Below are 12,442 nucleotides of genomic sequence, written 5' to 3'. Positions count from 1 at the left end.
ATAAATACAACGTAATATTTCATATAATCATATACGCTCCCTTTCCTATCTATTCCCTTTTCTCACATTCTGCTTTATTTATTAGCTAAGTTCATGTAAAATAAAACTAACTGGGTCGAGGTTTAGTACTAAAGTATTAGTCATCTAACTCTCGCACATCAAGTACGGAATTGAATGATCGACAGCATACGACAACGGTATGATCGTAAACCATGAATTGAATTCTGTTAAACAGAGGTTTGACATTCATTCGATTCATATTTTTTATTTATACTTACATTCTTCACAGAACGTATCTGATACGAGTTATCGTATGGTTGTCACAAATATAAACAAAGTAGTATCTAGGAGGCATTTATTAATGGCAATTTTTAAAGTATTTTATCAACATAACCGCGATGAAGTCATTGTTCGTGAAAACACACAATCAACTTATGTTGAAGCACAAACTGAAGAACAAGTACGTCGCTTCTTGAAAGAGCGTAATTATAACATTGAATTCATAACTAAATTAGAGGGCGCACATTTAGAATATGAACAGCAATCAGAACACTTTAATGTGGAGCGCGCAGAATAATGAAACAACTTCAAAAAAATGAGGTTGGCGTATATGCCCTTGGCGGTTTAGGTGAGGTTGGTAAGAACACTTATGCCGTAGAATATAAGGATGAAATCTTAATCATTGATGCAGGTATTAAGTTCCCTGACGATAATCTACTAGGGATTGACTATGTCATTCCTGATTACACGTATCTTGAACAAAATCAAGATAAAATTGTGGGACTCGTTATCACGCATGGTCACGAAGACCATATCGGTGGTGTGCCCTACCTGTTAAAAAAAATCAATGTACCTATTTATAGTGGTCCACTTGCATTAGGTTTGATTCGCAACAAGTTGGAAGAACATAAATTATTGCGCACTGCTTCTTTAAATGAAATTACAGAAGATAGTGTTATAGAATCTAAGCACTTTAAAGTCAGCTTTTATCTAACGACACATAGTATCCCAGAAGCATACGGTGTTATTGTTGACACTCCTGAAGGTAAAATCGTGCACACAGGTGACTTTAAGTTCGACTTTACACCCGTTGGCGCACCTGCCAATATGGCTAAGATGGCGCAACTTGGTGATGAAGGTGTCCTTTGTCTACTATCTGACTCTACTAACTCTCTCGTTCCAGACTTTACACTCAGTGAACGTGAAGTGGGTCAAAATGTAGATAAGATATTCCGAAACTGTACAGGACGTATTATCTTCGCAACGTTTGCATCGAATATTTATCGTGTGCAACAAGCAGTTGAAGCTGCGGTGAAGTACAACCGGAAAATTGTGACGTTTGGTCGTTCGATGGAAAACAACATTAAGATTGGGACTGAACTCGGTTATATTAAAGCACCCCCTGAGACGTTTGTAGAACCAAGCAAAATCAACAGTATTCCAAAACATGAATTATTGATTTTATGTACGGGTTCTCAAGGTGAACCGATGGCAGCACTGTCACGTATTGCGAATGGTACACATAAACAAATCAAAATCATCCCTGAAGATACAGTTGTGTTTAGTTCATCACCTATTCCAGGTAATACGAAGAGCATCAACCGCACAATCAATGCACTATACCAAGCGGGTGCTGAAGTCATTCACAGTAAGATTTCTAACATCCATACATCAGGTCACGGCTCTCAAGGCGACCAACAATTGATGTTACGCCTTATTCGTCCGAAATACTTCTTACCGATTCACGGTGAGTATCGTATGCTCGTGGCACATGGTCAAACAGGTGTGGATTGTGGCGTGAAAGAAGAAAATGTATTTATTCATGACATTGGTGATGTGCTTGCACTCACGCGTGATTCTGCACGTACAGCAGGCCGCATTCCTTCTGGTAACGTTCTCGTTGATGGTAGTGGCATCGGGGATATCGGCAATGTCGTTATTCGCGACCGTAAACTACTCTCTGAAGAAGGACTTGTCATCGTAGTTGTCAGCATTGACTTCAATACGAACAAGTTATTATCAGGTCCAGACATTATTTCACGTGGCTTCGTCTACATGCGTGAATCTGGACAGTTGATTTATGATGCTCAGAAGAAAATCAAACAAGAAGTGATTCAAAAGTTAAATCAACAACCTGATATTCAATGGCATCAAGTGAAGTCTTCAATTATTGAAACTTTACAACCATATCTCTATGAACAAACAGCACGTAAACCAATGATTTTACCAGTCATTATGAAGGTTAATGAAACAAAATAGATAAACGTAAAGAGGTCATCCCCTATCAATATGGGAATGACCTTTTTTATATATCTTAATGTGCAATTTTCTTTTCGTAACGTGTCAAATCATTATCATGTCCAATCATAATCAAGATATCATCAAATTCCAATGCCATATCTGGATCTGGTGACACAATAATTTCTTTACGTCGTTTAATCGCAATGATGTTAATCCCATATTGTGCACGAATGTCTAAGTCAATCAAAGTCTTGCCAGCCATTGATTCTGTCGCCTTCATCTCAACGATTGAATGTTCATCTGATAGTTCGAGGTAATCCAATACGGTTGCACTTGCTACATTATGCGCTATACGGCGCCCCATATCACGCTCTGGGTGTACGACTGTATCTGCACCGATCTTATTGAGAATCTTCGCATGATAGTCATTTTGTGCTTTTGCTGTCACTTTTTTAACACCAAGTTCTTTCAATATAAGTGTTGTCAACGTACTCGCTTGTATGTTTTCACCGATAGACACAATGACATGATCGAAGTTACGAATACCTAAGCTTCTCATCACTGCCTCATCTGTTGTATCTGCAACGACTGCATGTGTTGCAATATCACTATATTCATCAACGCGGTGCTCGTCTTTGTCAATTGCCATAACATCCATATCTAATGCATTCAATTCACGAACGATACTTCCACCGAAACGACCTAAACCAATTACTACATATTCTTTATCCATGATAGAACCTCCATCATTTTATGCAATTTCTAAACAGTTTTGTTTAAGATTATTTAATTTCTGATTTCATCTATGAACATATTTATTTTCCACCCTTCGTTTCATCTTGTCAAATGTAACTGACACCTTTAATCTAAAAGTCTACACCAATATCTCACTATTTTAAAAAATGCTATGTATCATTAGTCCAAAAAAACAGCTAAGTAACATCTATTGACCGCTGCAGATCAACTATGTTAAGTTAACGTTGATTTATCATTATCTTTTATATTTTGAGGTGTCGAATGACGAACGTAATTATTTATACACAAAATGATTGTCCACCTTGTACATTTGTAAAAAATTACTTAACAGAACATCAAGTGACATTTGAAGAACGTAATATTGCAGATTCAACATATCGCAATGAAATGATTGAGCATGATGCATTTGCCACACCGTTTATCTTACTTGATGATGAACCCATGTACCAAGTGGATATGGACAAGCTTAATCAAAAATTAGGCCTTTAAAATAAACATAAAAAACCTGAGATGATTATTCATCTCAGGTTTTTACTTTATTTTGAAGTCGCATCGTTTACAAGTGTGATAACTTCATCAACTGTCGCACAGTTCATTGCACGATCAGCTAATTGTGTCATCTCAGTTGTGCTTAAACCTTTAATTTGACGACGTGCTTTTAAGATTGACGTTGCACTCATTGAGAACTCATCTAATCCTAAACCAAGCAATAATGGAATTGCTGTTTCATCGCCAGCCATTTCCCCACACATTCCTGTCCATTTACCTTCTTTGTGAGACGCGTCGATAACTTGTTTCACTAAACGTAAAATTGATGGGTTGTATGGTTGATATAGATATGATACACGTTCAGACATACGATCAGCTGCCATTGTGTATTGGATTAAGTCATTTGTACCGATGCTGAAGAAATCAACTTCTTTTGCGAAAATATCAGCTAAAGCAGCTGTTGATGGAATCTCTACCATGATACCTAATTCGATATCATCGCTTACTTCCACACCTTCACGCTTCAAGTTTTCTTTTTCTTCCAGTAACAATGCTTTTGCATCACGGAACTCTTGAACTGTCGCAACCATTGGGAACATGATGTTCAATTTACCGTAAACAGATGCACGTAATAACGCACGCAATTGTGGACGGAAAATTTCAGGTTGATCTAAACATAAACGAATCGCACGGTATCCTAAGAATGGGTTCATTTCTTCAGGAAGATTTAAGTATGGTAACTCTTTATCTCCACCGATATCAAGCGTACGAACAACGACACGCTTACCATCCATTTCTTCTAATACCTTTTTGTATGCTTCGAATTGTTCATCTTCTGATGGCATGTTGTCACGACCCATGTACAAGAATTCTGTACGGTATAGGCCAATACCTTCTGCACCATTGTTTTTAACACCTTCTAAGTCGTTTGGTGTACCAATGTTTGCAGCTAACTCAACATGTTTACCATCGATTGTCGTTGATGGTTCGTCACGAAGTTGTTTCAATGCTTCACGATCTTCAAAGTACATATCACGTTTTTGTTGGTATGCACGCACTTCATCTTGTGAAGGGTTCACGATGACGTCACCTGTTAAACCATCGACAATCACCATGTCGCCTTGTTTTACAGATTCAGTAATTGATTTTGTACCAACAACTGCTGGAATTTCTAATGAACGGCTCATAATCGCTGAATGCGATGTACGACCACCGATATTCGTCACAAACCCTTGCACATATTGTTTGTTCAATTGTGCGGTATCAGAAGGTGTCAAATCATGAGCAACGATAACAACACTCTCGTCAATGATACTTGGGTTTGGTAACTCAACACCTAAAATATGTGCAAGTACACGTTTTGATACGTCACGGATATCCGCAGCACGTTCTTTCATGTACTCGTTATCCATTGATTCAAAGATTGTGATGAAATTTTGTGTCACTGTTGTTAAAGCATGTGGTGCACTTGCTTTATCATCTTTAATCATTGTCTCAATAGGATTGATTAATTCGGGATCGTCTAATACTAATAAATGCGCATCGAAAATAGCAGCCTTATCTGGCCCTAATTGTTCTTCGGCATTATTTCTAATCTTTGTTAATTCAATTTTGGCATTGTTCAATGCGTTATTGAATTTTTGAACCTCACCAGATGGATCTTCTGTTGTCTCTTGACTATAACTTAAATCGGGTTCTACGAGCATATACGCTTTGGCAATAGCAACACCCTCAGAAGCTGCAATTCCCTTATTTAATGTTGACATTATTTTGTTAAACCTTCTTTTGATAAAACTTCAGTAATTGCTGCGATTGCTTCTTTTTCGTCGCTACCATCTGCGTAGATTGTAATTTCAGCGTCTTTACCAACACCTAAGCTCATAACACCCATAATTGATTTCAAGTTTACTTTTTTTGCATTGTATTCTAATTGTACATCTGATTCGAATTTTGAAGCAGTTTGTACTAGCATAGTCGCTGGACGTGCGTGAATTCCTGTTTCGTCAATAATTACATATGATTGTTGTTCCATCTTACATCTTACTCCTTCTATTTCTTTTATTTTTAGCATAAGCTATTTAACTTCGCTACATGCCTTAACATTACCAAAATTAACAATTAAATTCAATTGTGAAACCACTATCATGTCGCGACTCCACCGTTTTTTTACAAATTATCGAACAATTTATAAAAGTGACTTGACAACATTCTCACATTTCTGAATATGTTCTTTTCCTACCTTATTCATAAAGTAATAACTGAGTGATGCAGAGAAAGCTTGTCCAACAACTGGGAACCATCTTGTTTGTTTTGCAGCTGTTCGCTTTGCCACATCTCGAATTAAAATTTTCATCAAGCCATCCGAAATTTTTTTCCCAATCAGTTGACTTCCTTGTATACCGGCTGCCATGACAATACGATCTTTCATATCATCGCTCATTCTGTTCACTTGTTTATGATCTAAACCATACAATTTGTTGATATCTTCAATGACATCTTTCATCAACTTCATATCCACACCAAAGTCAAATCCTGGAATTGGTACAATCGTTGCTCCTGACGATAACATCGCTTTCTTTTTAACGATATTTTCTGCTTGCTTACGGCGTGCTGCCACTTCTTCTTGACTTTGTGGTAAAACATCTTTATTCTCTATCTTTTCAATTTTTAACACTTTATTTCCAACTATTTCTGTAATTTTATTTGTAATTCTCATCATTCATCCACCTTTCTTGTATAAGACGTTATCTTATACCCTTTTATTCGGCGTTTAATCCATTAATGTGACAAAAACTACTTTTAAATACTTAGATGGCTTATAGTGTGGATGTGTCTTAAAGTCTTTCGGTAATCCCATCACTTCATCAATTTGATAGTTGATTCCCTTATTAGACAATGTTTTTTTGATCATGTTTTTGAAGGCTTTTAATGTGTACATACTGTGATTCGTACTTAAAACAAGCGTACCACGTTCTTTTAATATCGGTAATGCGCCTTCAATCAATTTGTCATAATCTTTCACGACTGAGAATGTTTTCTTTTTATTTCTTGCAAAGCTTGGTGGATCAATCACAATGGTGTCATATGACAAGTTGTGGCGCTCTGCATACTTAAAGTAATCAAACGTGTCCATCACATATAAAGATTGTGATTTCGGATCGATACCATTCAAGCCAAAATTCTCTTCAGTCATTGGACGTGAACGATTCGCCAAGTCCACACTGGTCGTTTGTGTCGCTTGTGCAGCTGCAATGACTGAAAACGCACCAGTATAACTGAATAAGTTCAACACATGTCGTTCTGCACTGTAATAGTCACGAATCTTTTTACGTACTTCTTTTTGGTCCAAGAAAATTCCCGTCATCGGCCCATCATCTAAATGGACGTTATAAAAAGTGAAGTTTTCTTCAATGACGATAGGAAATTCAGGTGCCTCCCCCATCACAAAGCCACCTTGAATATCTGCATCTTTAAAGCGTGTTTTTTCATAAATAGATGTGTATTCAAACACTTGTGTCATAGCAGCAATAATATCCTCACGAAACGCATAGATACCTTGTGAATACCATTGGATTAACAGATGACCGTTATAGTGATCAATTGTTAAACCACCGACACCGTCTCCTTCTCCGTTAAATAAACGAAATGCATTCGTTCCATCAATGTGATAATAATAGTCACGTTCTTGTTTTGCCGCTTCAAATAATCGTTCAAAAAAGGATTGATTAATCTCTTCATCTGCATCATATGATAGCACCCAACCTAGTCCTTTATGCTGACGACCGACATAACCTGTCGCAATATACATACCTTTGTCCGTTGTCAAATGGAACAAGTCGCCACTATTCAGTGCACTCTGTTGATAGATATCTTCTTCTTCAATCAATGGATAACCATTGAAATATTTCGTTTCTTTCCCACTATTTAAAATTGCTGTTTTCATTTTATCTGCCTTTCCTTGATTAGTTCTTTTCCATCTTAACACGAGAGTTTGACAGAAATCGATTTTGGGATCATTTCATCATATTTCCTATAACTAAAAAGAGTGAGAGACAATGCTCTCACTCTGAGTATTCCTATTCTTTTATAGCTGGTTGACGTAATTGTAGTACAAATGCAACGATAGCTGGGATGAGCATCAATACTAAGATTGGTGTAATAAATATCGACAATAACAAACCATGAAATAGAATAACAACATACTCTGTCATCAACTTAAAGAACAGAATGCTAATCATAAACAGTTGAATATAGTAGTGCTTCCCTCTTAACATGAATGTAATTGTTGTTACGATATACGCAATTGCAATAAACAGCAATAGTAATAAGCTAATCCATTCATAGACGTACTGCGTTTGTGATAATTGCCAATCTCCAGAAGCAAACAATGCATTACGATTGTTAAATTCTAGTAGTATGAAGAACAACAGAATCACGCCACATGCTATATTCACATGTGCACGTTTAAACCATTTTGGACGTTTGCGTAAAAACGATGGAATATCATCTTCTTCTAACTTCGCCCAACCAAACCATTTTTCTTTGATATAATCACGTTTCTTACGTATCTTTTCAATATTAATGCTGCGTCGTGTACGATGTGTAATATCATGTGTCAGTTCAGATGTACGGCTCTGAATATCTTTAAACTGCACTTTCGATTGATCGCTGTATTGATACTTTTTACTTCTTAAATACTGACTGGCAGCTTCGTCTAATTCCTCATGAAAAACAGGTAATGAACGACGTAAAAATAAGAAGTTCCAGATTGCCATCTGACCGAGTAACCACAGCACTACAAAAAATGTATTGATACTCAATACATCGATTGGCGCTACCTCACGTGCTTCAAGTCTTGAATAGAGTGCTAATTGTGTAAATAAATAACTCACCCCATACCCAAAAATCAACCATAGATAGTGCTGCTTGCGATGTAACGGATTCAGTTCATCTTTAAACGTAATATAACCAATATGCATTAAGAATGGAATAACGAAAATAAACGCCAAAATTCCATATACTTGTGACATAAAAATCAATGTTAGCACAAAGAAAATGATACCGATTAATAAAAAGAACATAGAGATATCATAGTCAAAGCGAGTTGTATTGGTTAGTACACGTGCAATGACAATCAGCAGAACACCGAATGCCAAAATGATGAGTCCGCTAATGAGCGGGAAATCTCCGATGTACTTACTCATCACACGAATAATCTCATTAAAAAACGCCATGATAAAATCCCATACATTGTGGATTTGTGGCACATGGTGTTTGCCTGATTTGAGTTGTTCAATGAGCGGAATATTGATAAAAATAACGATACTCAACAATATCGCAACCGCACCTATAATATAGGAATAAATAACTTCGGTGTACTTATTAAAAAAGGACATCCTCTCACCTCACAATTATTATATATGAACAATTGTCCTATGTCTTGATAATTGATTAATTTCAGTCTCTAGTATGAAATATTTAAAGCTGTTAGACAATACGCTCTATCATATGTCATATGTTTACCCCTTTCCAAGATTTTATATCATCTTTATAAATCTTTTTTTAAAATGATGTTTAACAAAATATAGAACGGATATAGAAGAGTAACAACATAAATGAAGGAGTGTTTTATGATGTCAGAAAAAGATTTAAAACAAGCTGCAGAGCAAGCAAAAGAAAAAGAAGAAGCGTTAAAAGATAAAGCGCAAGAAGCTAAAGACGGTATCGACAAAACAAAAGATGATATCCAAAGCACTTTAGATTAATCAACACAAATCAAGTCAAGGGGCGATTCGTCCCTTGACTTTTTACTGTAAGACATGTACATTGTGTATATCAATTGAATACGCACGCACTAGGGGTGTGAGAACTGAGATGAGGAATATCCTCAAACCCTTTGTACCTGATCTAGGTGATACTAGCGGAGGAAAGTGTACGACGTTTATACGTGATATTTGCGGCAATGAATCGCACGCTTATTTTGAGTTGCTTACATAATAAACATGAGCGCTTCGTTCATATATCGACGCACATCCCTATTTCAAGGATGTGCGTCTTTTATTATTAGGAGGTCCTTTATTATGAAAAAAGGCTTAACATTGTCAGACATACTCGTGACAGTCTTAGTTTCTGTCATCTTCGGTGTAGTTTATAACATATGGTGGGTTGTTACGAAGACAATCCAACCACTCGGTTTACAAATCGATCAACTTTTATATGGTATGTGGTTTGCAGCAGCAGTTGTTGCATATCTCATCATTCCTAAAATGGGCATTGCTTTACTTGCAGAATTTGCGGCAGGTGCAGGTGAAACGATTATGATGGGACGCTTTGATATTCCAACGATTATCTATGCACTCTTACAAGGCCTTGCTTGTGAACTTGTATTTGCATTATTCCGCTATCGTTCTCGTGCATTTATGGTTGCGCTGTTAGCAGGTCTCGCAGCTGCGCTCATCAGCTTACCTATCGACTGGTACTATGGTTACTTAGGTGAAGTTGCAGAATGGAATCTTATATTATATGTCGTATTTCGCATCATTAGTGGTGTCGTATTAGCTGGTGCTTTCCCATATTATCTGGTCAAAGCATTGGATCAAACAGGTGTGACGAAGCTATTTAGACCTGCATCAAAAGACGACTATGATTCACTATAAGGAGAGAACTTACATTGCTTAAAGCAAAAAACCTACGCTTAAAGTATCCAAGTACAGACCATAAAATATTTGATGGTCTTGATATTGAAATTAAAGATAAAGAAAAGGTACTTTTACTCGGCCCATCAGGGTCTGGTAAAAGCACCCTATTGAACGTCTTGAGTGGTATCGTTCCTGATCTCATTGATCTGCCGATGAAATATGACGAATTAGAAGTTGCACGTCATGCTGGCGTCATCTTCCAAGATCCCGATTCACAATTCTGTATGCCACAAGTCAATGAAGAACTTGCATTTATACTTGAGAATCAACAAGTGCCACAAGATGAGATGGATCATCGTATTCAAGCTGCACTTAACAAAGTACAGCTCGATGTAAATCCAAAACAAGCAATTAACAAATTGAGCGGTGGGATGAAACAAAAACTGGCGATTGCAGGTACCTTACTCATGGAAGCTGATACATTATTTTTAGATGAACCGACTGCAATGCTCGACATCGAAGCAACACAAAACTTGTGGGACTTGCTCAAAGATTTATGGGCAGATCAAACGGTACTCATTGTCGAGCATAAGGTGGCTCATGTTTGGGATTATGTCGACCGAGTTATTCTTATGAATCATGAAGGTCAAATCATACAACAAGGGTCTCCGGATAAGATATTAGCCAATTATGAAGAGACATTGACTGAATATGGCGTTTGGCATCCGAATGCTTGGACAGCCGCTCCCCTTCCAAATCAAACACCTAATATTTCATCTCAAAGTTTTCGTTTTAATTATCAAGATGGCGCTATCCAAAGAGGACGTCGTACACTGTATCAAGTACCTGATTTAACAATATCACCAGGTCAATGGCTAACAATTACTGGAAAAAATGGGTCTGGCAAAACGACTTTGTTTGAGTCGATGATGCAACTCATCCCCTATCAAGGCACGATGCAATGGAATGAACAAAAACTAAAAAAAGTACGTGATGCAGCCAGTCATATGTACCTAGTCTATCAAAATCCGGAACTGCAATTTATTCAAAATAGTGTTTATGATGAAATTTTTGTGAACTATGAATATATGAATCCACAACATGCTGATGAACAGACGACAGCTATGTTGGCGTTGCTCGACTTAGCACATGTGTCTAAACAACACCCTTTCGAACTTTCGATGGGTCAGAAAAGACGTTTAAGTGTTGCAACGGCATTAAGTACAAATGCTAATATCATCTTACTCGATGAACCAACATTCGGGTTAGACAGCCATAATACATTTAAACTTATTACGTTATTCCAAGAACGCATCGCAAAAGGACAAACGATTGTCATGATTACACATGACCCACATATTATCGAACGCTATCCATCCCGCCATTTTGAAGTCTTAAATGGCATTTTACATGAAGTGGAGGTGCCAGCAAATGATTGAATCATGGAAAACGCATCGAACATTCATGGATCAAGTTAATATTGTAACGAAGCTGTTCCTTGCAGTTGCACTATTCTTTTTCATTATCTTCATCCATAACTTCGATATCATGTTATATTTGGCATTTTTCATGTTCGCATTTTTACTGTGTGTAGCAGGTACCAAATGGAAAGTTGTTGCTTCATTCGTTGTAATGGCTACTTTTTTCGCACTCACCTCTTCACTATTTATGATTTTTTATGGGAATGGAACACATATTTTATTAGAATTTGGCTTTGTAAAAATCAGTGTTGAAAGTCTTGTGAGAGGTTTACACCTATCTTTAAGAACAATTGTCATTAGTTACTTTGGACTATCAATTGCGTTTACTTCACAGGTCATTATGATTTTTTATAGCTTGATGCAGCATTTGAAGGTACCACCCAAAGTAGCTTATGCCTTTATGGCTGCATTTCGAATGATTCCATTGATGATTGAATCTGTCTTTCAATTGCGTAATTCACTTAAAATGCGCTACCAAATGATTAGCAATAAAAATTACAGTGGTTTCAAACGATTCAAACATCTTTTAATCCCACTGCTCAGTCAAAATATCCGAAAAGCACATCGCCTATCTGTTGCGATGGAGAAAAAAGGCTTCCACGATGGTAAACGCACATATTATTACCATGTTCCTTTCAGTTACCGTGATATTTTGTTAGTCGTCATCATCATCGTGCTCATTGCTCTTGCATTTACGTGTGCCAATTACTTACCAATCACAGGTATTTCAGACGCACGTTAAACGATGTATGTATTGCGTTTTCATGATCTCGATGATATGAAAAGGCATGCATACTTTCCCGTTTATGTATGCTATGGACGTAAAAAGATGATTCG

General features: G+C 37.0%; 13 protein-coding genes and 1 riboswitch. Of the genes, 7 read left to right on the top strand and 6 right to left on the bottom strand.

What is annotated here, in order from left to right; genetic code table 11:
- Positions 1–361 precede the first annotated feature (361 nt).
- Together C7J88_RS00310 and rnjA are read left to right on the top strand one after the other, a co-directional pair.
- Positions 362–577: a DNA-dependent RNA polymerase subunit epsilon gene (locus C7J88_RS00310; RefSeq protein WP_095116104.1), complete on the top strand. Its 216-nt coding sequence runs from the start codon at positions 362–364 to the stop codon at positions 575–577.
- The gene (gene rnjA, locus C7J88_RS00305; RefSeq protein WP_095116102.1) at positions 577–2,259 is read left to right on the top strand and encodes a ribonuclease J1; all 1,683 of its coding nucleotides are present in this window, start codon (positions 577–579) and stop codon (positions 2,257–2,259) included. The genes C7J88_RS00310 and rnjA overlap by 1 nt, the downstream gene beginning before the upstream one ends.
- Before the next feature lie 55 nt (positions 2,260–2,314).
- On the opposite strand, the gene C7J88_RS00300 is transcribed toward rnjA, so the two are convergent.
- Positions 2,315–2,974: a potassium channel family protein gene (locus tag C7J88_RS00300; RefSeq protein WP_095116100.1), complete on the bottom strand. Its 660-nt coding sequence runs from the start codon at positions 2,972–2,974 to the stop codon at positions 2,315–2,317.
- Between the two features lie 284 nt (positions 2,975–3,258).
- Between C7J88_RS00300 and C7J88_RS00295 the strand changes: the two genes are divergently transcribed.
- Positions 3,259–3,486, top strand: coding sequence for a glutaredoxin family protein (locus C7J88_RS00295; protein WP_095116099.1), 228 nt, complete (start codon positions 3,259–3,261; stop codon positions 3,484–3,486).
- A 47-nt stretch (positions 3,487–3,533) separates the two neighbouring features.
- On the opposite strand, the gene ptsP is transcribed toward C7J88_RS00295, so the two are convergent.
- From ptsP to auxA, 5 genes are all read right to left on the bottom strand, one after another.
- Positions 3,534–5,252, bottom strand: a complete 1,719-nt coding sequence (gene ptsP, locus C7J88_RS00290; RefSeq protein ID WP_095116097.1) for a phosphoenolpyruvate--protein phosphotransferase — start codon at positions 5,250–5,252, stop codon at positions 3,534–3,536.
- On the bottom strand, positions 5,252–5,518 hold the full coding sequence (locus tag C7J88_RS00285; protein ID WP_095116095.1) for a phosphocarrier protein HPr: 267 nt from the start codon (positions 5,516–5,518) through the stop codon (positions 5,252–5,254). The genes ptsP and C7J88_RS00285 overlap by 1 nt, the downstream gene beginning before the upstream one ends.
- A 153-nt stretch (positions 5,519–5,671) precedes the next feature.
- Positions 5,672–6,202, bottom strand: coding sequence for a DUF697 domain-containing protein (locus tag C7J88_RS00280; protein WP_095116093.1), 531 nt, complete (start codon positions 6,200–6,202; stop codon positions 5,672–5,674).
- 54 nt (positions 6,203–6,256) lie between these two features.
- Positions 6,257–7,429 (bottom strand): class I SAM-dependent rRNA methyltransferase, encoded by a 1,173-nt coding sequence (locus tag C7J88_RS00275; RefSeq protein ID WP_095116091.1) that lies wholly within the window; start codon positions 7,427–7,429, stop codon positions 6,257–6,259.
- A gap of 133 nt (positions 7,430–7,562) precedes the next feature.
- On the bottom strand, positions 7,563–8,882 hold the full coding sequence (auxA, locus tag C7J88_RS00270) for a lipoteichoic acid stability factor AuxA (RefSeq protein ID WP_095116090.1): 1,320 nt from the start codon (positions 8,880–8,882) through the stop codon (positions 7,563–7,565).
- 237 nt (positions 8,883–9,119) lie between these two features.
- On the opposite strand from auxA, the gene graF reads away from it, so the two are divergent.
- The 4 genes from graF (at position 9,120) to C7J88_RS00255 (ending at position 12,347) form a co-directional block, all read left to right on the top strand.
- The gene (graF, locus tag C7J88_RS10565; protein WP_194434689.1) at positions 9,120–9,251 is read left to right on the top strand and encodes a glycopeptide resistance-associated protein GraF; all 132 of its coding nucleotides are present in this window, start codon (positions 9,120–9,122) and stop codon (positions 9,249–9,251) included.
- An 81-nt stretch (positions 9,252–9,332) separates the two neighbouring features.
- Positions 9,333–9,432: riboswitch (TPP riboswitch) on the top strand.
- A 134-nt stretch (positions 9,433–9,566) separates the two neighbouring features.
- Positions 9,567–10,142: an ECF transporter S component gene (locus C7J88_RS00265; RefSeq protein ID WP_095116088.1), complete on the top strand. Its 576-nt coding sequence runs from the start codon at positions 9,567–9,569 to the stop codon at positions 10,140–10,142.
- A gap of 14 nt (positions 10,143–10,156) precedes the next feature.
- The gene (locus C7J88_RS00260) at positions 10,157–11,563 is read left to right on the top strand and encodes an ABC transporter ATP-binding protein (RefSeq protein ID WP_095116086.1); all 1,407 of its coding nucleotides are present in this window, start codon (positions 10,157–10,159) and stop codon (positions 11,561–11,563) included.
- Positions 11,556–12,347, top strand: a complete 792-nt coding sequence (locus C7J88_RS00255) for an energy-coupling factor transporter transmembrane component T family protein (RefSeq protein WP_095116085.1) — start codon at positions 11,556–11,558, stop codon at positions 12,345–12,347. Before C7J88_RS00260 ends, C7J88_RS00255 begins: the two co-directional genes overlap by 8 nt.
- Positions 12,348–12,442: the final 95 nt, after the last annotated feature.

This window comes from Staphylococcus muscae, assembly GCF_003019275.1.
GTDB lineage: Bacteria > Bacillota > Bacilli > Staphylococcales > Staphylococcaceae > Staphylococcus > Staphylococcus muscae.
The sequence above is the reverse complement of the archived record's forward strand: the minus strand, read 5'-3'. Positions and strand labels throughout refer to the sequence as shown.